At 58.8% G+C, this 22,375-nt stretch carries 15 protein-coding genes and 6 pseudogenes; 10 read left to right on the top strand and 11 right to left on the bottom strand.

The annotated features are described in order from the left end of the window. Nucleotides 1-193: 193 nt before the first annotated feature. Together ASD02_RS38555 and ASD02_RS37430 are read left to right on the top strand one after the other, a co-directional pair. Nucleotides 194-290: pseudogene (locus tag ASD02_RS38555) on the top strand (IS5/IS1182 family transposase); the annotation flags it as partial. An 82-nt stretch (nucleotides 291-372) separates the two neighbouring features. Then, nucleotides 373-769 (top strand): annotated as a pseudogene (locus ASD02_RS37430) (transposase); the annotation flags it as partial. A 250-nt stretch (nucleotides 770-1,019) separates the two neighbouring features. On the opposite strand, the gene ASD02_RS25815 reads toward ASD02_RS37430, so the two are convergent. The 7 genes and pseudogenes from ASD02_RS25815 to ASD02_RS40640 form a co-directional block, all read right to left on the bottom strand. Then, complete coding sequence (locus ASD02_RS25815; RefSeq protein ID WP_057217788.1) at nucleotides 1,020-2,090, bottom strand: SbmA/BacA-like family transporter; 1,071 nt, start codon at nucleotides 2,088-2,090, stop codon at nucleotides 1,020-1,022. Between the two features lie 7 nt (nucleotides 2,091-2,097). After that, nucleotides 2,098-2,268, bottom strand: a complete 171-nt coding sequence (locus ASD02_RS39985) for a hypothetical protein (protein WP_244494286.1) — start codon at nucleotides 2,266-2,268, stop codon at nucleotides 2,098-2,100. A gap of 435 nt (nucleotides 2,269-2,703) precedes the next feature. Continuing rightward, a complete protein-coding gene (locus ASD02_RS25810) occupies nucleotides 2,704-4,023 on the bottom strand; it encodes a glucoamylase family protein (protein ID WP_057210991.1) in 1,320 nt (439 codons plus the stop codon). 4 nt (nucleotides 4,024-4,027) lie between these two features. After that, complete coding sequence (locus tag ASD02_RS25805; protein ID WP_057220732.1) at nucleotides 4,028-7,897, bottom strand: glycosyl transferase; 3,870 nt, start codon at nucleotides 7,895-7,897, stop codon at nucleotides 4,028-4,030. Nucleotides 7,898-7,992: 95 nt separating this feature from the next. Further along, nucleotides 7,993-10,422 carry a phosphoketolase family protein gene (locus ASD02_RS25800; protein WP_057210999.1) on the bottom strand — a complete coding sequence of 810 codons (2,430 nt, stop codon included), beginning with the start codon at nucleotides 10,420-10,422 and terminating at the stop codon, nucleotides 7,993-7,995. A gap of 225 nt (nucleotides 10,423-10,647) precedes the next feature. Further along, nucleotides 10,648-11,304, bottom strand: a complete 657-nt coding sequence (locus ASD02_RS25795) for a CBS domain-containing protein (protein ID WP_057211001.1) — start codon at nucleotides 11,302-11,304, stop codon at nucleotides 10,648-10,650. Nucleotides 11,305-11,661: 357 nt separating this feature from the next. Further along, nucleotides 11,662-12,025, bottom strand: a pseudogene (locus ASD02_RS40640) (L-lactate permease); the annotation flags it as partial. Between the two features lie 210 nt (nucleotides 12,026-12,235). Between ASD02_RS40640 and ASD02_RS25790 the strand changes: the two are divergent. Beyond that, on the top strand, nucleotides 12,236-13,006 hold the full coding sequence (locus tag ASD02_RS25790; RefSeq protein ID WP_025428221.1) for a glucose 1-dehydrogenase: 771 nt from the start codon (nucleotides 12,236-12,238) through the stop codon (nucleotides 13,004-13,006). A gap of 130 nt (nucleotides 13,007-13,136) precedes the next feature. Then, nucleotides 13,137-13,388, top strand: a pseudogene (locus tag ASD02_RS37425) (adenylate/guanylate cyclase domain-containing protein); the annotation flags it as partial. Between the two features lie 281 nt (nucleotides 13,389-13,669). Here ASD02_RS37425 and ASD02_RS25780 read toward each other — a convergent pair. From ASD02_RS25780 to ASD02_RS25770, 3 genes are all read right to left on the bottom strand, one after another. Continuing rightward, nucleotides 13,670-14,113, bottom strand: coding sequence for a carboxymuconolactone decarboxylase family protein (locus tag ASD02_RS25780; protein ID WP_025428223.1), 444 nt, complete (start codon nucleotides 14,111-14,113; stop codon nucleotides 13,670-13,672). 134 nt (nucleotides 14,114-14,247) lie between these two features. Further along, on the bottom strand, nucleotides 14,248-14,649 hold the full coding sequence (locus ASD02_RS25775) for a cupin domain-containing protein (RefSeq protein WP_057220730.1): 402 nt from the start codon (nucleotides 14,647-14,649) through the stop codon (nucleotides 14,248-14,250). Between the two features lie 626 nt (nucleotides 14,650-15,275). Next, the gene (locus tag ASD02_RS25770) at nucleotides 15,276-15,614 is read right to left on the bottom strand and encodes a hypothetical protein (protein WP_057220729.1); all 339 of its coding nucleotides are present in this window, start codon (nucleotides 15,612-15,614) and stop codon (nucleotides 15,276-15,278) included. A gap of 511 nt (nucleotides 15,615-16,125) precedes the next feature. On the opposite strand from ASD02_RS25770, the pseudogene ASD02_RS37420 reads away from it, so the two are divergent. The 6 genes and pseudogenes from ASD02_RS37420 to ASD02_RS25740 all read left to right on the top strand — a co-directional run. Then, nucleotides 16,126-16,287, top strand: a pseudogene (locus ASD02_RS37420) (type 1 glutamine amidotransferase domain-containing protein); the annotation flags it as partial. Between the two features lie 325 nt (nucleotides 16,288-16,612). Then, nucleotides 16,613-17,413 (top strand): SDR family oxidoreductase, encoded by an 801-nt coding sequence (locus ASD02_RS25760; protein ID WP_057220741.1) that lies wholly within the window; start codon nucleotides 16,613-16,615, stop codon nucleotides 17,411-17,413. Between the two features lie 79 nt (nucleotides 17,414-17,492). Then, nucleotides 17,493-18,848, top strand: a complete 1,356-nt coding sequence (locus ASD02_RS25755; protein ID WP_082555641.1) for an epoxide hydrolase family protein — start codon at nucleotides 17,493-17,495, stop codon at nucleotides 18,846-18,848. Between the two features lie 61 nt (nucleotides 18,849-18,909). Then, entirely contained in the window at nucleotides 18,910-19,548 is a 639-nt protein-coding gene (locus ASD02_RS25750) for a VOC family protein (RefSeq protein ID WP_057220726.1), read from the top strand. A 281-nt stretch (nucleotides 19,549-19,829) separates the two neighbouring features. Then, entirely contained in the window at nucleotides 19,830-20,777 is a 948-nt protein-coding gene (locus ASD02_RS25745) for a GlxA family transcriptional regulator (RefSeq protein ID WP_025428231.1), read from the top strand. Nucleotides 20,778-21,094: 317 nt separating this feature from the next. After that, nucleotides 21,095-21,892: a DUF1194 domain-containing protein gene (locus tag ASD02_RS25740; RefSeq protein ID WP_057217502.1), complete on the top strand. Its 798-nt coding sequence runs from the start codon at nucleotides 21,095-21,097 to the stop codon at nucleotides 21,890-21,892. A gap of 17 nt (nucleotides 21,893-21,909) precedes the next feature. Here ASD02_RS25740 and ASD02_RS39980 read toward each other — a convergent pair. Further along, nucleotides 21,910-22,197, bottom strand: a pseudogene (locus ASD02_RS39980) (hypothetical protein); the annotation flags it as partial. Nucleotides 22,198-22,375: the final 178 nt, after the last annotated feature.

Below are 22,375 nucleotides of genomic sequence, written 5' to 3'. Positions count from 1 at the left end.
CGTCAGGCTCATAACCTGAAGGCCGCAGGTTCAAATCCTGCCCCCGCAACCAAATCAAAAAAAAAGCCCGCAAGACCGAAAGGTCCGCGGGCTTTTTGTTTGTCTCGTAACGGCGCGACGAGTTGAGCGCCTCGAAAGCGGCCCGCAAGCAGCCCTAGCGTCAAAACCTAATCAAACCATTGAATATTCTTCAGCGCATCGATCGGCAGCCGGAGGAAAAGGGGGCAGATGCGCAGGCGATCGGTCGCTCGCGAGGGGGCAGATCGACAAAAATCCATGCTGTTGTCGATGGTTGCCGCCGTCCATCGCGCTTGAAGTAACCCCGGGTCGGCGGGGCGACGCCCCCGTCGCCGCTAGCCTGATGGCAACATTGAAGCCCATGCCCTCGGTCGCTCCCGAGGCGGCTTTGGCGGCAAGATCCACGCTGTAGCCGATGCGCCCGGGCTACCCGTTCGCTTCCGCCTTGGCCCCGGACAACAGAACGACATGGCTGCGCCTGCGACCTGATGGGTGGATTGCCGGCCAAACAGGTGCTTGCCGATTGCGCTTATGATGCAGACAGCCTGCATGACCTCATCCTTGATCAAGGCCGCGAACCGGTCATTCCGCCGCGCCGGCATCGCAAGCACAACATGCCTACGATCGCATCGCCTACGAGGGCGTCGACTTCAGGATCGGGCTCGGTGTCGCATGGTCCAAGGATGATCCGACAGCAGCGAGAGACCACATAATTGATATCGCAAGGTCGCTGGTCAGGGCGGGGAGGTGAGGGGAATGATCCGATCGATCTCGTCCCTAGGATGCTGGCGCAGATTGCCCTGTCGTTGGTGGCGAGACAAGCGAAGAGAGGTAAGAGGATCGCACGACCGACAGGGTCCACGATCGCAAAGTGCCCCGAAGCAAGCGAATCGGGCGCAATTATGCATCGGTTCGCGGCGACTTGCTGCGTCTGATGCCGCGCGTACTGTGCTGTTCGTGCGCTGGTGGGGACAGTGTGCTCGCGCGGCACTGTGGTTCGTCTAGGAAGCGTGTTCACCAATTGACCATGTCCACTGACCATCGACACCGTACTCGAGGACGGCTTGATATGATGCACGTGTCAGGCGAAATGAGAAATTGACCCCCCCGGTCAAATCTTCACTTCGCTTGACAGCACGATCACCTTCGGCTCTTCCGAAGTGGATGCAGGTGATCGAACGCTCGGACAGCAGATGCATTATCTTTTCGAGCAAAGCAGGCCCCAATGTCATCTCAGCTTGATCCAGGATGACGAAGCGCGGCGCTGAGAGAAGAATATTCGCAAGGCCTAAAAGCTGCTGTTCTCTCAGGGACAGTTCCTTTTCCCAATCGCGCTCGGCATCTAGCCCGCCCACTTGGTTCGCGACCCGTTCGAGCCCAAGGTCATGCAACGTGCTGAGCAAGAGGTGATCCGAGATTTCGCCTTCTTTTTCAGGGGTGATCAATACGTCACGAAGGGGACCGGATGGCAGGTATGGCCGTTGCGATAGAAAGAGGGTGCCAGCGGGGCGAACGATGCGCCCGGTACCCGGGGTCGGAATCTGAGCCATCGCCCTGAACAACGCCGCACCTGGTTCGTGGCTGGAGCCAGTTATCAATACCCGGATCCCGACCGGAATCGATACCAACAAGTCCCTCAGAAGAGGGGACTCTGCGTCCGTCGTTGAGGCTAAAGTCATCCCTTCGCACATCAGAGGCCCGTCCCGTTCAAAGAACTCGATTCCCGATTCTATTTCATGGGACCTTGAGATCTCCTCATGCAGAGAGCTCAGACGAGAGACCACGGCCGCAAAATTCGAGATCGAATTAAACTGTCGGACAATCAACGAGAACGCGCCAACAAGTATAGCGAACGCTGCCCCGGACTGGGTGACGACACCGAACTCAATGTCTCCTCTTATGAATGCCGGCGCGATGATTAAGTCCGGCACGATTTGAATCATCCAGTTGTAGCCGCCGGTAAAGAATCCCAGGTTGCGGTTGACGGCAGTAATGCGGCGTATGTTTGCGATCAGATCGTCAAGCCTATGCAGCACCCTTACTTTCTGTCGCTTCTCACCACGCGTTAGCATGATGGACTCAGCGTTTTCGCGAACGTGAATGAGTCCAAACAGCGATATAAAAAATCGCCTGCCGTATGAACTCGGCCATCTGGCGTTCGGCGATGGCAGTCATGAAGTTTCGTCCGACGTAGTTGTTCACAACGTTAAGAGCGCTTAGCCGGCGCCAACCCGGATGATCGATGGTCATGCATTCTCTGCCTTCACGCACTCGACCTCGATGTCGTTGCACAAGCCTTGCGGACCCATTTTTCCCGTGGATCTTCAACCCACCTTCGATGACCGCCTGACACGGCATCGCTTGAGCAACGTGGCGCCGTCGTCTTGCGATGTGCCGTCAGCCCGCTTTTTTTCACCGAGGCAATAGGGCTGTCGTCATGGGTTTGGGCGCTGTCTTCGCCGAGCAGATCCAGCGGCAGCACCATCCGGATCAGCCAGCGTGTTTCGCGGTGTACAGTAGTCGCAGCGGCGCATAGCGGACGCGATATGCTGCACTCGGCGGCGAATGCCAGCCACGTCGAGGCGAGCTGCAAGTTTCAACGCGCCGACAGCGGGGCGAAGGGCGGGCCACACTTGCGCTCGGCTGTCAGAAATGCCTCGCCGAAAGCAACGGGGCGCCAACATTCTATAACCATCCTCCCGAGAAACCTGCTTTACGCAGACCCCTGACAATGGGTTGACACTGTCGCATGATATTCCAGATCAGGCCGGTCCTGAAATTTTCGATCATGAGCACGACAGGACCCTGATCGATGCCGAAGTGAAATGGACTGACCCACGGCTCGGTCGGCTTTCCCTCGATAGGAAACGACGAATTGAAGGACGGTTTAAATCCATAGAGACGGGTCATCCCTAGTTCCATTTGCGCGAAATGTCTCACGGTAGGAACGACGATCTCGGGTGCAAATGGTAGCGAAGCCACCACTACCCAGGGACATACCGTCCCGTCGTCCGGCCCAAAGGGGGCGCCGCGCGCTATGTAGTCGTAAAATTCACGCTCAATCCCATTCACACTTTTTGTCACCCAACCTGGACCGTCGCTCGCCGTAAAACCCCAACAATGCTCTCCGTAGCCTGCATAGTTCTTCGGGTTGCGCATCGCGTATTCCTGATGGACAAAGGTGGCGCTGCGGCTGTTTAGAAAGTAGTCGCTGTTATGATCCCGCATGAAATCGTCGCGAATGCCCCGAAAATCGATCCACATGTGTGACAGCTGATGAGTGAAAAGTGGGCCTGAATAGAGTAGCTCTCGGCCGTAGATGTTTCGCCATTCATAACTCTCGGTGTAGGCGGCATAAGATTCCGAAGGTAACGGGTATGTGGGCGAGCCAAGTCCGAGGATGTAGAGCAGGAGGCCCTCGTCGTATCCGCGCCAACGATAAGGGATAAAACCGCTCTCTGGCCTCCAACCGTGCGTGAGCGTGAGCCCGTGATCGCAAGCCCAACCCCAGTCGGCTCGCTCGTAAAGCGCTTTAGCCAGGCGGCGAACTTCAACCTCGTCTGCGTCGGCGCCGTCAAAGTAGGCTCCCACAGTGAGTGCCCCGGCGAAAAGAAACGCCGAGTCGATCGTGGAGAGTTCACATTGCCACACCCGACGGCCGCTCTCGATGTCGAGAAAGTGGTAGAAGAAACCCTTGTAACCCGAGGCGTCCGGCTCCTGGCCCTGCGGGCACGACAACAGGAATTCTAACCGACGTCGGGCGATCTTTGCAGCGAACTGGCGGATGATGATCCCGCGTTCCACCACGACTGGAATTGTCGCGAGCGCCATGCCAACCGCAGCTATGCTTGCTGGGGCGTCGGGCGATGTCTTGTCTCGCACCAACCCGTTGTCCGGGTTAGTGCAATGCAGGTAGTAAAGGAGCGTCGTAAACTGCAGCCGACCGAGATCCTGCTCGCTCGGCATTCGGTGAAGTTCCGGATCGGTCGACAGCAGCTCGGACATCTCGTTATCCAAGTGCGACTTGGACGTCGTGGACACGACCGTCGTCGACAAACGGCACCTTTCCGCCAGTGAACTGCCTGCCGTCCATCACCAGCGCGCGTACACCTCGGCCTGTGCCCGCTGCGTTATCCACCTTGAGGTGATACGTGGCCGATCCGAGCCTGAAATCAAGTTCGTAACCGGGCCAGCTCTTGGGGATGCACGGATCGATCGACAGATGCTGCCCCTCGCGTCGAATGCCCAAAAGAGCTTCGAGCCCGACACGATAGAGCCAAGCGGCGGATCCTGTGTACCAGGTCCAGCCACCGCGTCCGGTATGCGGGGCTGCGCCGTAGACATCTGCGCTGACGACATAGGGTTCGACCATGTAGCGTTGGACGTCTTCTTCCGACAGGCCATGAGTAATCGGGTTGATCAAGTTCCAAAGCCAAAAGGCGCGGTCGCCGTCGCCGCGCAATGCGGTCGCGAGCACCACCCATGCTGCGGCATGCGTATACTGGCCTCCATTTTCCCGTATTCCGGGGACGTAACCTTTTATATAACCTGGCTGCAGCTTTCCCTTGTCGAATGGCGGATCAAACAATTGGATGAGCTTGTCGTCTGCGCGAACGAGCCGATCCCAGACCGCCGACATTGCCTTTGAAGCGCGCTCTTCGTTGGCAACGCCTGAGATGACCGCCCATGCCTGCGGAATGGCATCGATCTGACACTCGTCGTTCCGGGAGGAGCCAAGTGGAGTACCGTCATCGAAATAGGCGCGTCGATACCATCCTCCGTCCCATGCATTGGCCTCCAGGGCCATTCGCAACTGTTCGGCGCTTTCCCTGCACCATGACGCGTTTACGTCGTCATCGCGTTCATCTGCAATTTCGGAGAAGGCGTTCAGCACCGTCAGGAAGAACCATCCGTTCCAGACACTCTCACCCTTGCCGTCAGAGCCGACCCGATTCATTCCGTCGTTCCAGTCGCCTGTCCCCATGAGCGGTAACCCGTGGCGACCGAGACGGAACCCATGGTGTAATGCGCGAAGACAATGATCATAGACGGTGCCCACCTTCTCGCTGACGCCGGGCTCGCCGTATGCTTCGTGTTCATCATCGTTGAGCACCGGCGATGTGATGTACGGTACCACCTCGTCCAGCACACTGGCATCGCCCGTCGTCGAAACGTAGTGATGAGCCACGAGTGGGAGGAAGTAGAGATCGTCGGTCATCCGGGTGCGCACGCCCACACCCGATGGAGGATGCCACCAATGCTGGACGTCTCCCTCCCAGAACTGACGAGAGGACGCACGCAAAATCTGCAAACGTGTTTCGCTCGGAGCAGCGTATACCAGAGCCATCACGTCTTGGAGTTGATCACGAAAGCCGTAGGCGCCTCCGGACTGATAGAATGCCGAGCGTGCCCAAACACGACAGGAAAGGACCTGATACAGCAGCCAGTGGTTCATCATTAGATCGAAACGGTTATCAGGCGTCCTGACTGCTATCGTTTCAAGAATGTCGGCCCACTTACGCGATGCGATATCCAGATCATCTTGCGCCCGTCTCGGTCGACAATAATCCCCCATGAGAGCTCGAACCTGATCGAGACTGTCGCCCTGTCCAAGAACAAAGACGACCTGCGAACTTTCATTCGGCGCGATCAAGACTTCCACCGTCAATGCGGCGCACGGATCACAGGGCGAATGGAGATCGTCTTCCTGAGTTTGGTCCGCCAGCCATGCTGGTCGGGTTATCGAGCCGAGCGCGCCAAGGAACTGCGAGCGACTGCAGGTAGCCGAACGCACTGGTCTGTTCGCACCTGCAAATGCAAGTTTGTCGGAAAACCACCCCTCCCACGCATTTCTCGCGATAATTGCCCCGGAACGAGGATCGTGTTCGCACAGGACGTGCGTGATTGCGTCTTCACGCAGCGAGCCAAGCACCCATTCCACGTAGTATGTCGCCCTCAGTCGGCGTGGTCGATCGCCGCCGTTTCGAAGTTCAAGCCGAATGATCTTGACGGGATCCTTGGAGGAGACATGCACCGTCAATTCCTGATGCAGGGACCCAATGTCGCTCTCATAGCAGCTGTACCCTGGTCCATGCCGGACCGTAGCGGTTTCCCCGGCACCCAATGGCAATGGCGTCGGCGTCCAATACTCAGCGCTGTCCTCGTCACGCAAATAGATGACTTCGCCCGGCGGGTCTGAAATCGGATCGTTTGACCACGGCGTCAGGCGATTTAGCTGGCTGTTTCCTGCCCAGGTGTAGCCAAGGCCGCTCTCGCTGGTCAGGCAGCCGAATTCCGGGTTGGCGATCACATTGCACCACGGCATCGGCGTCTGTTTTTTCGCGCCATTCACGTGGATGACGTATTCGCGTCCGTCAGCGCTGAAGCCACCGAAACCATTCCAATGCTGCAGGTTCGTGTCCGCCTCGGTGAACCGCTGGATCGATGCGCGGCGGATTATGGGTGATGCTTCGTGCGATATCGCTATTCGCCGACCGCTCTTGAGTTGGTCGCCCAGAGAGCCATTGCCGCTCGAAAGACTGACACGTGCCGCGGCGGCGAGGGTGGTTGTTTCCATTTCTGAAAGTGTGGCCGCAGGCACGAGATGTATTCCACCTGGCTTTCCAAGGAACTCTGCCTGTGGTCCGGCGAGAGCCGCCGCCAGTTCTAGACACGCTTGCGCATCACGACCATCGACAAGAACAAGATTGAACCGGAGCCCTCGACGCGAAATGAATCTGTGCGCGCGCAGCACTTCGTCCAACAACGCGCCATCGCTGTTTTCCTCAAGCGTTACGACGACGATCGGCGGATCGCTATGAATTCCCCTGGACGTCAGTGCGGTTCTGCTCATCGGCTTCGCCAGAACGGCGCCCGACGGACGGGCAGACGGGTTGGCAAACACGATGTTGTTTATCAGACTGTAAGCGACATCTATCTCACCTTCGGTCACGTCCGGATCAACAGACGTTTGATCGAGGGCCACCCCGACTTGCAAAAATGCGTTTTCGGCTTCGCTGATACTCGAGTATCGCTCGGCGATTGCCATCGCCGTAGCGGCGCTATCGGCAGCACCGGTTGTGAATGCGACGCGTACGGTGCTGCCCGGTGGGACACGGACACGCCGTCTCAAACAGAAGATCGGATCCAGCACGGGTCCCGTCGTTCCTGAGAGTTGCGCTGCCTCGTCAGACAAAGCCAACGGGTTTGCCGTCGTGCGGCCTCTCCCCAAAAATCTTCGCCGATCTGTCTCGAATTCAAGAGGGCCGAGTGCTGTCGTACTCAGGGCGGAAACGTGGACTGCCCAGAGCGGCGCGTCTTCGGGACTACGCGGGCGACGGCGCGCAAATAATGCGCCGGTTTTGGCATCGAACCGGGTCTCAATGAAGAGCTTGGCAAATGCGGGGTGGGCCGAATCCGCGCGACGATTGTTCAGGCAGATTTCCGCGTAGCTGGTCAGTTCCAGGTCTCTGGGCTTGGTACCCTGATTAGTAACATCGAACAGTCTCACCTCCGCGTTGCTGTCGGGCGCCACGCAGACTGACCACGCAACGACGATGTCTCCGGCGCAGCATCGGAACTCAGCGCGATCGCCTCGAAAAGAGTGTTCGTAGGTATTCTCCAGGCGAAAAGCCGGTTGTTTGCCTGCGGAGAAGTAGCTCTTGTCCGTGAGATCGCGAACATAACAGAACTGTCCCCAACAATCGCGCGTCCCGTCCTCTCTCCAACGAGTGACGTCAATGTCCCGCCAGGATCCATAACCCGCACCCGCGGATGTCAGCAGGACGCTGTACGCGCCGTTGGAAAGCAACGCCACGGCACGGCCATCGATCGGAGTGCCGATAGCTGCCGATGAACTCTTTCCAGTGATCGAACCCATGCCGCTATTCTCGTTTCAAGATGCGTCGGGTATTGCAGTGTTCTATCGTGGTGCGGCAAAACTCTGCCGGAACTTCCGGTCATTTCGCCGGCCCATCATAGATTGTCTCCCTCAGTCGAGGTTTTCCCGGTCACGTCAGGTTGTGGCTGCGTGCCCCATTTCCATCCGACGATCGAGGGCATGTCGTCGCCATGCTCCTGAATGTACTCACGGTGCTCAATGAGCTTCGCCTGAATGGCCTGTTTAAAGTACGCGGCGCGTGCACCCAACTGAGGAAGTCTGTCGATGACATCGCCGACGAGGTGAAAGCGATCGAGCTCGTTGAGGACAACCATATCGAACGGGGTTGTCGTCGTTCCTTCCTCCTTGTATCCGCGCACATGCAGGTTTCCATGGTTGGCCCTCCTGTAGGTGAGCCGGTGGATCAGCCATGGATAGCCGTGGAAGGCGAAGATGATCGGCTTGTCTCTGGTAAAGAGCGCGTCGAAGTCCCCGTCTGACAAGCCGTGCGGGTGTTCTTCGGGAGGCTGAAGCTTCATCAAGTTCACGACGTTGACGACACGTATCTTCAACTCGGGCAGGTGCTCGCGCATCAATTGGACTGCCGCCAGCGTCTCGAGGGTAGGAACGTCACCGCAGCAGGCCATTACGACATCGGGCTCGCTTCCCCTGTCATTGCTGGCCCAGTCCCAGATGCTCACGCCCATGCTGCAATGCCTGACCGCCTCGGGCATCGTAAGCCATTGCGGTGAAGGCTGCTTTCCAGCAATCACGACGTTGACGTAGTTGCGGCTTCGCAGGCAGTGATCTGTCACCGACAGAAGCGTGTTGGCGTCCGGCGGAAGGTAGACCCGGATCACGTCGGCCTTCTTGTTCACGACGTGGTCGATGAAACCCGGATCCTGATGGCTGAAGCCGTTGTGGTCCTGTCGCCAGACATGAGAACTCAAAAAGTAGTTCAATGAAGCGATTGGCCTGCGCCAAGGGATCTCGTTGCAGATTTTAAGCCACTTGGCATGCTGGTTGAACATCGAGTCTATTATATGGATGAAGGCTTCATAGCAGGAGAAGAAGCCATGGCGGCCGGTGAGAAGGTAGCCTTCCAGCCACCCTTGGCACTGATGTTCGCTCAGGACCTCCATGACGCGACCGTCTGGCGACAAATGATCGTCGTCCTCATAAATCTCGGCCATGTAGCAGCGATCGGTCACCTCAAGCACGTCCTGCCATCGGTTCGAATTGTTTTCGTCCGGGCTGAACAGGCGGAAGTTCTGGCTGTCCATGTTGGCCTTCATGACGTCGCGGAGGAATTTGCCCATCACCCGCGCTGATTCAACGGTCGTCGCACCGGGGCTTGGAACATCCACGGCATAATCCCTGAAGGCAGGCAGCTTCAGGCTGCGAAGCCGCAGGCCGCCATTGGCATGCGGATTGTCACTCATTCGACGGTTGCCCGCCGGAGCCAACGCAGCGATTTCGGGCAGTAACCTGCCCGTTTCATCGAACAGATCCTCAGGATGGTAGTTCTTCATCCACTGTTCGAGAATGCGGATATGTTCTGGCTTATCCATCTCGCCCATCGGCACTTGGTGTGCCCGCCAGTAATCCTCGCATTTCTTGCCATCGATTTCTTTCGGACACGTCCATCCCTTCGGCGTGCGAAAGACGATCATTGGCCAGGCCGGGCGCTTTAGATTGCCGTTGGTGCGCGCATCAGCCCAGATGTGCTTGATCCTGGCCACGATGGTGTCGAGCGTGCCGGCCAGTTGTTGGTGGACGTTCTCCGGGCTATGGCCCTCAACGAAATAGGGTTCATAGCCCATTCCTTCGAAGAATTTTCGCAGTTCATCCTCGGGAATGCGAGCTAGAAAGCATGGGTTGGCGATCTTGTACCCGTTGAGGTGAAGGATCGGCAGGACGCAGCCATCGCGCGCCGGGTTGAGAAATTTGTTGCTCTGCCACCCCGTCGCCAACGGGCCGGTCTCCGCCTCGCCGTCGCCCACGACACAGGCAACGATCAGCTCCGGATTGTCGAATGCCGCCCCGTAAGCATGGCTAAGAGCGTACCCCAGTTCGCCGCCCTCGTGGATACTGCCCGGAGTTTCAGGTGCGACGTGACTTGGAATGCCACCGGGAAAGCTGAACTGCTTGAAGAGCCGTTGCATACCCTCCCTGTCCTGGCTGATATTCGGATAGAATTCGCTGTAGGTCCCTTCCAGATAGGCGTGCGCGACCAGGGACGGCCCCCCGTGGCCAGGGCCGATCACGTAGATCATGTCGAGATTATCGCGTTTGATCACCCGGTTCAGGTGGACGTAGAGCATGTTCAGGCCGGGAGAAGTTCCCCAGTGCCCGAGCAGGCGTGGTTTGATGTGCTCGCGTTTTAGCGGTTCTCGCAGGAGCGGATTGTCGAGCAAGTATATCTGGCCTACCGACAGGTAATTGGATGCCCGCCAGTAAGCGTCGATTAGTCGAAGATCTTCCGTTGAAAGAGGTGGGTTCGTTGGTTGATTTTTTCCGGTCATTTCCGTCTCATGCGAAGCCATCGAAGTCTCCCTATGAAGTCGGATTTATTGTCGCGAAGTCGTTTTTATGCAGACAGAGCCTGCTTCAAGCCCGATTGGAAACAGGCAGTGCCTCGGTCCGGCGAAAACGCCAAATGCATTTCGCCTGACGCATACGCAACGACGACGGCGCTGTCGTCAAAAGTCGGTGCGGATCGACGATCTCAGAAACCTCACCTTGTCGGTTTAGGTGAAATGATCGACGACCCCCTGGACGCCCTGAACGCTCTCGGCAACGATACGGGCAGCGCGCCTGCATTCGGGTATCGCAACGGCGCCAGACAGATGCACGATCCCGTTGGTTACTGCGATCTTGATGTCGAACGCTTCGAGGCCAGTGTTTTCCCGGAGCCGAACCATGACACTGCGCTGAATGGCTTCATCGCCTGAAGGTGTCCCATCCAGTTTGGCTGTGACGATCGCCTGCAGCAAATCGGCTCGGCTGACAATTCCGACAAGTTCGCCATGTCTGATGACGGGTATGCGCTTGACGCCGTGCTTTTGCATCAGCCTTGCGGCCTGCAGAAGTGACGCATCTTCGTCGATTGTCACTGGAGCAGGCGTCATTGCCTCCGCAACTCTCCAGGAGCTGCGCCTCACATACGCATTGGCTCTGTCTTCGGCGGGCGCTGCCAAATCCTCAGCGGAGGCAAACATTGCTCCACCCAGTTCCGTTCTGCGTATCAGGTCACCTTCGCTGATGATGCCGAGGAGATGCCCATCCCCGTCAATGACCGGAATGCCGCTTATATGATGGCTCAACATGGTCATGGCAGCCTGTCTGACACTGTTGTCAGGCGACACGCTTACGATCGTCGATGTCATGACATCTTTGACGAGCATTTCGGTCCCAACTCTAAGTGACTGGCGCGCATCCGCGTCTATTGCGGCGACAAAGTAAACCCATTGCAGAAACGAGACAAGCCGCTCGACACGGCTTCCCGTTGGACGTGCGTTTGCGTTTGAAACGTCTGAGGCCTCTTCCGGCTGCGCGGCCGGCGTCTGCCTCTGCAACCATCCGAGCATGCCTATCATCGCCCAGATGCGTTTCAAACCTACGCACGTTGCGACGACGATCCCAAACCCTGTCAGACAGTGCCATTTTCAAGGATGTTCGTTGCCTTGTGGGAAAGTTCGAGCCGGGGGTGTCGTTATGGTTGCTCGCGCAAGCAACCATTGCAATCACTGCAAGTAGAATCTTCACGCTGCGACTGCATGCGGATTCCACGATGCGGGAGAGCTTGTTGCTTGGCTGAACACGAGCACGCCAACGAGGTAAGTAAGTGCAAGGCTATGGAAGAAGACGAAGCGGAGGGTCGTCCCCTTCCTGTCCGTACATCTTGGTGGCGGTGGGCGCGACCACGGTGCTCTGGGCGTCGATCATTTTGCCCATCCGAGCTATTGGCGGACGCCGTTGGGCGAGGCGTCGGAGCCCGTCAGCGCGACACCGAGCGAGCTGACGAGCGCCCCCGAAGAACGAATAAAGGACCCCGGTCTTGGCAAAGGCCAGCCCGAGTGACGCGTCGGTTCCAGAGTATCGTGTGACAAACCCAAGCGCCAGCAGGTTCTGTTGTAAACTTCTTGGCTACGGATGAGAACCCAATCAAAGCAGCGCGCTGAAGCGAAGGTCAGCGGTTCGAAACCCTTCAAGAGCAGAGTTTCTATGGTCGGCCCTTGCGGACGTGGTCAAGGGATGCTCCGCAACATGCGTTGAAAGTCTGGCATCCGCATTTCGACGCTGCCATGAATGAGCTTTATCAAGGGAGGTATCATAATGCAGAAGAACGCGCCGGATTTCAGCCTTGACGGCAAAGTGACGTTCGTGACGGGAGCGAGCCGTGGCATCGGTCGTGCTTGCGCAATTGCCTGTGCCGCAGCAGGGTCCGATATCGTGCTGGGCGTCCGCGACATCGCGGCGTCGGCTGGCCTGGTTGGCGAACTCGAGAGCGCCGGAGGCAAAGTCCTCCCGGTTGAGCTAGACATTCCCAATAAGGCGCATATCGCACAAGCAGTGGATGCGGCCCTTACAACGTTCGGTCGGATCGACGTCCTCATCAACAATGTCGGAGTGGCTCCGGGCAATCTCGCGGAACTCGTTGAGGAAAAGGACCTTGACCAGATACTCGATGTCAACATCAAGGGCACCTTTCTGATGACGCAGGCAATAGGTCGGCACATGATCGAGCGTAAAGAGGGCCGGATCATCAACATCAGCTCGCAGGCCGGTACAGTGGCACTGCGCGGCGAGGCGATCTATTGCATGAGCAAGGCGGCGATTAATCACCTGACGCGCTGCCTTGCAGCCGAGTGGGCGCGCTACAACGTAACGGTAAATACCGTATCGCCGACCTTCATCCACACCGATGGCACCGCACCTTTTCTATCCGATCCCGACAATCGCCAAGCGACGCTCGGTCACATTCCACTCGGCCGGATCGGTGAAACCGACGATGTAGTGGGTGCCGTGGTCTTCCTTGCGTCACCAGCTGCGAGCCTAATCACCGGCGCGAACCTGCTGGTGGACGGTGGATGGTCCGTCGCCTGAGGTGGGGAGTGGGGCTGTCCTCGACGACGGCCCTCACATTGCAAGCGACTTGCGGGAGGCACACGAACAATCGGGCTCACATGGGACATCGCACCGAAGGACTGCCTGGGGCGTTCAGTAGAAGTGTTGGATGAAACGCGGGTTCCCCAGAAGCGCTGTTGAGGGCGGTCGTTTCGAGCGCCTTCGTGCGGGACGCAAGGAACTGTTTGAGCCGGAGATTGCCCGCCATCACGGCCAGATTTTCAAGCTTATGGGCGACGGGATGCGCGCCAAATTTGGCAGCGTGGTGGACGCCGTGGGATGCGCCGTCTCGCTGCAGCGTGGGCTGGCGGAACGGAATGCCGCCGTCACCGAGGACCAGCGGATCCGGGTCAAGATCGGGAGTGATGTGGAGCTGGCGGCGGCGGACCGGCTGGCGCCAGGATCAGCGGGTGCCTCGGTCGGATCGCTCTCTATGGCGCGCAGTTCATGCGCCGGCTGGTTCTCGTTTTCGACAGGCGCTGCCATGCCCGCGGCTGCTTGATGCGATACAGCATTTCTTCGAGTGTTGGTTCGAGGCTCGTGGGGTTCATGATGCGTTCCGTGCTCGAACCGACAAGAAAGGCGCGGCGGCTCGGACCGCCACGCCACAAAGACGCCGTGTCAGTGGCGCACGTTGAGCCGTTAAGCGGGATGAGTAGCCCTGAACCCTACCTGAAGCCGATTCCAAAGATTGATCGCACCGATGGCAAGAGACAACCAGGACCGCTCTTCTGCCGTAAATGCAGCCTCAATCAGCGCCCAATCATCGTCGGGAGCGCCAGTCTGCGCGAGGTTGGTCAGCGCTTCCGTCCAGGCGAGAGCAGCACGCTCGCGCGGGGAGTAAAGCGTTGCCTCACGCCACCCCGTCAGCAAATAGAGGCGCATGGGCTCTTCCCCGTCTTTGAGGGCTTCTGTGGTGTGCAGATGAATGCAGAACACACACGAATTGATTTGTGATGCGCGCAACTTGACAAGGTGTAGCAGTTTCGGCTCCAGCGGACCGTTTTTGAGAGCGCCCTCAAGCGCGAAGAGGTGTTTGACGCCTGGTTCCGCAAGTTTGAAGTAGTCGTTTTGACGAGGTTGCATGGTCTCTTTCCTTCTCGTTGATCAGTATCGACTGTGAGATGCATCGAATGTGCAGTTGCGAGCTCGCACGTGACGAACTTGGGAAGCAGGCCGTCGTCCCATGGGGGTGATCCGCTTCGCGATATTCGCCGCGATCACTCCACTGGAATAACAGCGGGCGTGTCCTTCTTCTTGAGCAGGACTACGATGAACTTGGCCGGGCTCGTCTTGCTCGCGTTCCGGCTGACCAGGTGAATATCGGAGGACCCCTCGTAGTAGGTTTCTCCAGGAGCAACGGTGACTTCTTCGCCGCCCTTAACCTGCATGACGATCGAGCCCTCCAGCACGTACACGAATGCGTGGGCTTCGTGTCGGTGGACGGGTGAGGAGCCGCCTGGCTGATACTCTACGGACAGCATCAGTCCCTCTTTTCCCGGATAGTCTTGCAAATCCTTGGACATCAATGGCGTGACCTTTGCGCCGTCTTCAGCCGCGACTGGCAAGATCCCGAAGCCGATAATGGCCGAAACGAGCATGGTGCGTAGGATGGACTTCATTTTGGTCTCCTTGGTGGTTCTGGCGACCGCGGCACAAAAAAAGAGATCGCCTGGGAAAGGCCGCAAGAGATCGGGACGGTATTGCGCTGCAATGCGTAATCAGATCACGCCAACGGGCGATCGCCCCAGGGCGCTGTTCTCACGATGTTTGCTCTCGACGAAGGGGTAGGTGGTCCTAGACCTTCCGCCAGTTTGCCCTAGCAATCCAACTAGCCGATACGAACCGTACGCAGTTCGGTAGCGAAGGCCACCAATGCTGCCTATGCATATGAACTTGAAGATCAATTTCTTCCGCATTCCTGGGATCTTGTGGCAAATGTCTTGAGACGTTGACCGCGTTTAATTGCGGCCCTGCGCATCGGCCGTCGACGGGCGAGGGAATGCGCTAAAAGCGGACGATTTCGATCGAAGCTGCGATGCCTTCGGCCAACAGATCATGTCGGCTGGCCAGATCCTGATCGTGGCGTTGGCCAGCCGGAGGCAATCCATCAGAGTCCTACCATCGGAGTTTGAGGAATTATGTAGCTAATGCCACCAACGATTGCTTCTTGCCATAAGCTGCCGTTCGCGGCCTCCGCCGCCTCAGATGGGGGAACCGCCGACGGCTGATGCTGACCCGGAGGAGTTCATGTTAAAAAGGGCATGATATCTACGCCGTCACCTGGAAACACGGTGATGTGCGGGTGGTCTTTGAACAGCCGTGCCGCAGCGTCGATGGTTTCCGCTTCGACGACAAGGTAACCGCAGAAGGGGTTCACGGCGTTGGCGACACCGTCCTTCGTTATACGCGTCGTCTTGCCGACCATGCCACCACGATCAAGGATGGATGCTGCGTTTCTGTTCTCCCACGCGGCCCACTGTTCTATGCCGACGGCGTCGATCGCGTCCTGCTCGGCTTTGGGCAGCCTCCCAAAGGAGGCGAGGTCTTCGGGCTTCATGGTGTAAACGGCAAGAAAACGGGGCATTGGCGCTCTCTCCACGTGCTCGACGGTTTGCCAGATTACACTCTACGCGTCGGAAATCACCCGTGCCGGCCCCATAAATCTTGCGAGGCATAGGACGACCGCTTGTGGCGGCGCAAAGCGGCCAACGGATGCGAGCCGCAGCCATAGGGGTTGCGCACAAACCCGTCACCAGCCAGAAGCCGACGCCGTCGCGCAAGAAGGTACCAATGAGCGTCGCTACCCGCAGGACACAGCAGCGCGCAGGCGCGCGGGGTGGCCTCATCCGAGGCCATGGCCAACAGCTCCAGTCGTTTTTCGGCGTCGCCTTCGAGCGGTGCAGGTCATACCAGGCGACCAGCTCTGCCTGCGACATGATGCGCTCCTGTTTTGCGTGATTGAGACGTGTCACGTGGCGGAGTCTATGTTGACGGATGTTGGCGGTCGATCGGATCAAGGGAGAGGGAAGGCTACACCCGAGGATAGGACAGCCTGTACTTGAGTGGACCGAAGCGAGGATTTGTTGGTCACGAGGCCCTTCCTCGTCGAGGACGAACTGAAACGTCTGGGCGGCCATTATGAAAAAGCTGGCGAATGGGCCGATTTTACCGTCATGGACGATCGGCTGGTTATCGGCCAGAACCCGGCTTCGTCCGGCTGTGCTACCATGACGCTGCTGACGTTTCTGCAGGCCTAGTTGCGGTCCGGCGCGCGCCACCGGGGCCGCGCCGGCGCCCACGTGCCAAGCCTGTCCGCCGGCCAATCGGATCATAACGCTGGTCGAGATCGTCGAAGACGGCCCCGTGAAGCAGTCAGACGACAGGATGTCGTCTGCTGTGTCGCGCTTGCGCTGAAAGAGTTCAAGCGAGCCGACCGCCATCCTTCGTGCCGGCGCGCTGAACGCTCCTCGTATTCGAGCCGGGCGCTGGACGCGCGTCCTAAATTGACGGATATACGACATTTGAGACGGGCAGGCTTCGTCTTAACATCAGGGCTGGAAATTCAACCTGATGGAGATTGTCATGACTGGGAATTCGAAGGATACCGCACTGATTACCGGCGCTTCTTCTGGTATCGGCGCGATTTACGCCGATCGGCTGGCGCGCCGGGGCTATGACCTGATCCTCGTGGCCCGCAACAAGGCGCGTCTCAATGCGCTCGCCAAGCGGCTCACCGACGAGACAGGTCGCGCTGTCGAAGTGATCGGAGCGGACCTCGGCAACAAGGACGATCTCGGTCGCGTAGAGCAAGTGCTACATACCGATGCCAGCATAACCACGCTGGTCAACAATGCCGGCGTCGGTGCGACCGCCCCGCTGTTGGCGTCCGATATCGACAAGATGGAAGAGCTAATCACGCTGAACGTCAATGCGCTGACGCGGTTGACCTATGCTGCGGTGCCCGGCTTCGTGAAGCGTGGCACCGGCGCGATCATCAACATCGCCTCGATTGTCGGTATCGCACCGGAGCTGCTGAATGGTGTGTATGGCGGGAGCAAAGCCTTCGTGCTGGCCTTCACCCTGTCGCTCCAGAAGGAGCTTGCCGACAACAATATCCGCGTCCAGGCCGTTCTTCCGGGTGCCACGGCGACCGATTTCTGGGGCATCGCCGGGACGCCCCTGGAACATGTGCCGACCGAGATCGTCATGTCCGCCGAGGATATGGTGGATGCCTCGCTTGCAGGCTTTGACCTCGGCGAGTTGGTCACCATTCCGGCGCTTCCGGACGCACGCGACTGGGAGGCTTACGAAGCGGCGCGGCAAAAGCTCATGCCGAACCTTTCGCTCAGCGCGCCTGCTGTTCGATATCGAGCCGCAGGGTAATTCCGGTCTTCAGCGACCCACTGAAATGCACGCCTATGTCGGCGGCGTCTCGCCGATCCTCGAAACAAGGAGAATGATCATGTCGAGATCCTATTCGATAATTGGCAAGCGCAATCGCCTTGCCGCCTATGCACTCGCTGGAACGATCGCAATTTTTCTTCCCGCGGTCGTGGCTCACGCCGAAACGAGTTCTTCTGCGCGCAGCGGCATCCAGGTTGCGCAGGCTTCCGTAAACGGTGCGTCCGATGCCCAGCCGGCTGTCGACGAAACCATTCGTCCATTCCAGTTCCGTGCAGCCGACGAGGCCCTTGCCGATCTCAAGCGGCGCATCGTCGCAACCAAGTGGCCCGATCAGGAGCTGGTCACGGACGATACTCAGGGCGTGCGACTGGCCACGATGCGGAAGCTTGCCGACTATTGGGCCAACCAGCACGACTGGCGAAAGGTGGAGGCGAGGTTGAACGCCTTGCCTCAGTTCGTGACGAACATCGACGGCGTCGATATCCACTTCATTCAGGTGAAGTCGAAGCACCCGAACGCGCTGCCGGTTATCATTACACATGGTTGGCCCGGCTCGATCATCGAGCAGCTGAAGATCATCGATCCGTTGACCAATCCGACAGCGCACGGCGGTACCGCAGCCGATGCGTTTGATGTCATAATTCCATCAATCCCCGGGTACGGCTTTTCCGGCAAGCCCACCGAGGTCGGCTGGGATCCGCAGCGTATCGCACGGGCCTGGGCCGTTCTGATGGACCGCCTGGGTTACAAGAAATATGTCGCGCAGGGCGGCGACTGGGGTGACGCAATCAACGAGCAGATGGCGCTACAGAAGCCTGAAGGGCTGCTTGGCATCCACACCAACATGCCCGGCACGCTTCCCGATAACATTTCCGCGGCGCTGGCCGGCGGTCCGCAGCCGACGGGCCTGACGGGCGACGAGGAGTATGCCTGGAAGCAGCTCGAATTCTTCTACAAGCATCGTGTCGGCTACGCGTTGGAAATGGGGGCCCGGCCACAAACACTCTACGGTCTGGACGATTCGCCCATCGCCCTTGCCGCCTGGATGATTGACCATGATCCGGAGAGCCAGAAGCTGATCGGCCGCGTCTTTGACGGGGCTTCTGAAGGGCTGACGCGCGATGACATCCTCGACAACATCACGCTCTACTGGCTGACGAACACGGGGCTGTCTTCGGGTCGCCTTTTCTGGGAAAGCAAGCTCGCCTTCTTCGCGCCCAAGGGGGTTACCATCCCCGTCGCGGTGAGCGCATTTCCTGACGAGATCTACACCGCCCCCCGCAGTTGGACTGAGAAAGCCTTTCCGAAGCTTCTCCACTACAATCGACTGCCCAAGGGCGGGCACTTTGCGGCCTGGGAACAGCCGGAAGTCTTCACTGAAGAGTTGCGAGTCTCCTTCAGGTCACTGCGTTAGTCGATTTGAGAAAGAAGGGGCGCCATTGGCGCGTCGCCTTCCCAGCCACAAGGAAAAAGCCATGACCATTGCAACCAAAACCCTCAACATGCAAACGGTCGACCTGAAACTTGAGGTCGTTGTTATCCCTGTTTCGGACGTTGACCGCGCAAAACGCTTTTATGACGGCCTGGGTTGGAGGCTCGACGCCGACTTCGCGGTCGGTGACACATTCCGGGTCGTACAGTTCACACCGCCGGGATCACCGAGCTCGATCCACTTCGGCACAGGGCTGACGTCGGCGGCACCCGGATCGGCAAGCGGGCTCTATCTCGTCGTCTCGGATATCGAAGCTGCCCGCGCCGAACTCATCGGTCGCGGCGCCGACGTGAGCGAGATCATCCACCGCGCCGGTCCTGGGCAGCCGCCAATCAGCGGCAGGGATCGGGAACGGCGCAGCTACCGCTCCTCCGCCTCGTTCGCCGATCCGGACGGCAACGGCTGGCTGCTCCAGGAGGTCACCGAACGATTGCCTGGACGCGTCGACACGGACATCACGACATTCACCTCGTCGAGCGAACTCGCAGGCGCGCTACGGCGCGCGGCAGCCGCCCACGGCGAGCACGAAAAGCGAACCGGCGGCAAGCATGATGAGAACTGGCCGGACTGGTACGCCGACTACATCGTACAGGAGCAGGCCGGCAAGCCGCTACCATTGTAACCCTCCGCGAGGCCGTATCGGGTACACAATCCACCGAAAACCGGATTGCGTACCCGTCTGCATCTTGTCGCAGGGCGTCTACGACTACGATGAGGCGGACGGCATCCGGTTCCCGACGAGGCGCCGTGCCTTCTTGCGGGGCACGGATGATAGCGTCGTCGAAGATCCGCTGCTGGCGTCCGTCAATGTATGCAACATCCACTTCGCGTGCGGACGAGGGCGCTTCTTGCGATGGCGCAAATGTGATATAAGCGGCGGTTTCAGACAAAAGGTGGTGTGCCATGCACAAGATCGGTTACGTCGTGTTTCCAGGATTCCAGCTCCTCGGTTTTGCAGCGGTCACTGCCTTCGAGATGGCCAACATTCAGCTTGGAGAGCCGGCTTACGAGATAACGTTGCTTTCCGAAGCCGGCGGAGAGATCAAGTCGTCGGCTGGGTTTGGTGTCATCACGAAAGCCTTCGACGATACGACCTACGACACCGTGATGTTTGGAGCCGGCACGACGATCGAGCCGATGACACCGGGCCTTATCGAGTTCGCGCGCCATTCCCTGCAAACTGCGCGTCGGCTGGCTGGCCCCTGTACCGCCGCCTTCATTCTTGCAGAATCCGGGCTGCTGGATGGGCGCCGTGCGACGACGCATTGGCTTTTTGCGCGCCAGCTCCGGGAGCGGTTCCCGGCCGTCAAGGTCGAGGAGGATCGCATCTTCATCGTCGATGGCTCCGTATGGACGTCGGCGGGAATGACGGCAAGCATCGACCTGGCTCTCGCCATGGTCGAGAAGGACCATGGTCAGGACGTTGCTCGCTCGGTCGCACGCAAGCTCGTGGTCTACCACCGCAGGGCCGGCGGCCAATCGCAGTTCTCGGCGTTGCTCGAACTGGACCCGAAGTCGGACCGGATCCAGAAATCGGTCAACTATGCCAAGGCCAATCTGCGCAGCGTTCTGTCGGTGGACGAACTGGCGGATGCGGCGGGCTTGAGCGCGCGCCAGTTCAGCCGCGCCTTCCGGTCAGAGACGGGGCAGTCGCCGGCCAAGGCGGTGGAGAACCTGCGCGTCGAGGCGGCGCGGCTGCTGATGGAACAAGGCCGCCACTCCATGGATGTGATCGCGGAGGAAACCGGCTTCGCCGATAGCGATCGCATGCGCCGGGCTTTTCTGCGGGCACTCGGACAGCCGCCCCAGACTATCCGGCGCAACGCCCGCGACAGTGAACTGGCACCCTGAATCGGGAGAACGAGGGTGTCGCGGCACAGAAGAACTGTGCACTGCTGGAGATGGTGATCGAGTTGTCGTGTGATTCCCTAATCTTGGGGTTCATGGACTCTGCTGGCAGGCATAGCGAGGTCGGCGGTTCGAAACCCTTCAAGGCAAGGGTTCACAGCAGGCTTTCCGAAGGGCGGCCGGTCCATCGGCCCGCCCCTTTTCGTCTGGAATGGGTGGGTGCGCCAAGAGCGGACAGGTGCTGAATCTGAGCTAGCATCCCTGTATTGCGAGCTCGCTGAACGGGCGTAGTATGATCGTGCACTGGGCTTCCGATCGCGATGAAACCGCAATGCGCGCTTCTTGTCTGCTTTGGCCTTCTGGGGGGCAGCACGCCCGCTCAGCTTTCTCAATTTGACGTTGATCTTGAGTTGGTTCTTGCCGTCGATGTCTCCTACTCAATGGAGATCGACGAACAGCGTGCGCAACGTCAAGGCTATGTGAATGCATTTCTCCAGCCCGAACTCGTCAATGCAATAGAGGACGGGCCTATCGGCAAAATCGCCGTGACATACGTTGAGTGGGGTGGCTCTGCTGTCCAGATCATGCCTTGGACGCTGATCGATGGCCCCAGCACTGCGGGCCAATTCGCCGATGCTCTGCGCCAGCAACCGATGAGGAGGATATCGTTCACCTCGATTTCCAACACGCTGGCGTTTTCACGAAACCTCTTCTTAGCTAGCCCGTTCCAGGGAATGCGACGCGTGGTCGACATATCGGGAGATGGGCCGAACAACTCCGGTGTGCCGGTACCCGTTGCCCGTAATTCGACTGTCGCCCAAGGCATCGTGATCGATGGACTGCCCATCATGTTGACGCGTCAGGATTCCGCATCGATTCCGGACCTCGACGCTTATTATGAGAATTGTGTGATCGGTGGAGATGGGGCCTTTCTGTTGAAAGTGTCAGATCCTGGCGATTTTGCGGAGGCTATTCTGAGCAAGCTCATTGTCGAGATACTTGGACCGAACGTGAGCGACCTGAAGCGGTTCGAGCCACTGTTGCAACGCGTCGACGACCGAGTAGACTACAATTGCTTTGTGGGCGAAGAAATGCAGGAGCGTCGCATTGGGCAATAGTTCAATGCGCTTTGCGTTCACGCTGAACCGCGACCTGCGGGCTTTGAGAGGCTGACCGGTGCGCCTGATCTGCGCGCGCGTTTCTGGCGGAAGACTTCGGCGGGTGGTTTGTAGCCGAGGCATTTGCGCGGTGTTGCGTTCAGATGATTGCAGATTTCGGTTAGATCGCAGTCGCTGAGCGACAGGGGATCGACCTCTCTCGAAAGCCATTTCCTGGCCCGTCTGTTGGTGTTTTCGACGGTTCCTTTCTGCCACGGGGATTGTGGATCGCAGAACCATGTTTGCGCTCCGATGGTGGCTTGCAGGCAGGGCCGCGGGCGGCAACAATGTCGTGATCGGCGAACCATGGCATCCCGGCTCCTCGCGGTCATCCACGACCTCGACACGGCGTATGGACCGGCGGCGTCATCCCATCGATGGACGCCTGACCACGGTGGCCAACGAAGCCGCGGCTGCAGGCGAATGCGGGCCTCCGGAAAGCTG

The organism is Ensifer sp. Root1252 (assembly GCF_001425885.1).
GTDB classification, from domain to species: Bacteria; Pseudomonadota; Alphaproteobacteria; order Rhizobiales; family Rhizobiaceae; genus Ensifer; species Ensifer canadensis.
The sequence above is the reverse complement of the archived record's forward strand: the minus strand, read 5'-3'. Positions and strand labels throughout refer to the sequence as shown.

Excerpts from the sequence above, each read along its gene's own strand:
- ASD02_RS25815 (WP_057217788.1), bottom strand. The coding sequence starts at position 2,090 with ATGCTAACGCGTGGTGAGAAGCGACAGAAAGTAAGGGTGCTGCATAGG.
- ASD02_RS39985 (WP_244494286.1), bottom strand. The coding sequence starts at position 2,268 with ATGACCATCGATCATCCGGGTTGGCGCCGGCTAAGCGCTCTTAACGTT.
- ASD02_RS25810 (WP_057210991.1), bottom strand. The coding sequence starts at position 4,023 with ATGTCCGAGCTGCTGTCGACCGATCCGGAACTTCACCGAATGCCGAGC.
- ASD02_RS25805 (WP_057220732.1), bottom strand. The coding sequence starts at position 7,897 with ATGGGTTCGATCACTGGAAAGAGTTCATCGGCAGCTATCGGCACTCCG.
- ASD02_RS25800 (WP_057210999.1), bottom strand. The coding sequence starts at position 10,422 with ATGACCGGAAAAAATCAACCAACGAACCCACCTCTTTCAACGGAAGAT.
- ASD02_RS25795 (WP_057211001.1), bottom strand. The coding sequence starts at position 11,304 with ATGCTCGTCAAAGATGTCATGACATCGACGATCGTAAGCGTGTCGCCT.
- ASD02_RS25790 (WP_025428221.1), top strand. The coding sequence starts at position 12,236 with ATGCAGAAGAACGCGCCGGATTTCAGCCTTGACGGCAAAGTGACGTTC.
- ASD02_RS25780 (WP_025428223.1), bottom strand. The coding sequence starts at position 14,113 with ATGCAACCTCGTCAAAACGACTACTTCAAACTTGCGGAACCAGGCGTC.
- ASD02_RS25775 (WP_057220730.1), bottom strand. The coding sequence starts at position 14,649 with ATGAAGTCCATCCTACGCACCATGCTCGTTTCGGCCATTATCGGCTTC.
- ASD02_RS25770 (WP_057220729.1), bottom strand. The coding sequence starts at position 15,614 with ATGCCCCGTTTTCTTGCCGTTTACACCATGAAGCCCGAAGACCTCGCC.
- ASD02_RS25760 (WP_057220741.1), top strand. The coding sequence starts at position 16,613 with ATGACTGGGAATTCGAAGGATACCGCACTGATTACCGGCGCTTCTTCT.
- ASD02_RS25755 (WP_082555641.1), top strand. The coding sequence starts at position 17,493 with ATGTCGAGATCCTATTCGATAATTGGCAAGCGCAATCGCCTTGCCGCC.
- ASD02_RS25750 (WP_057220726.1), top strand. The coding sequence starts at position 18,910 with ATGACCATTGCAACCAAAACCCTCAACATGCAAACGGTCGACCTGAAA.
- ASD02_RS25745 (WP_025428231.1), top strand. The coding sequence starts at position 19,830 with ATGCACAAGATCGGTTACGTCGTGTTTCCAGGATTCCAGCTCCTCGGT.
- ASD02_RS25740 (WP_057217502.1), top strand. The coding sequence starts at position 21,095 with ATGAAACCGCAATGCGCGCTTCTTGTCTGCTTTGGCCTTCTGGGGGGC.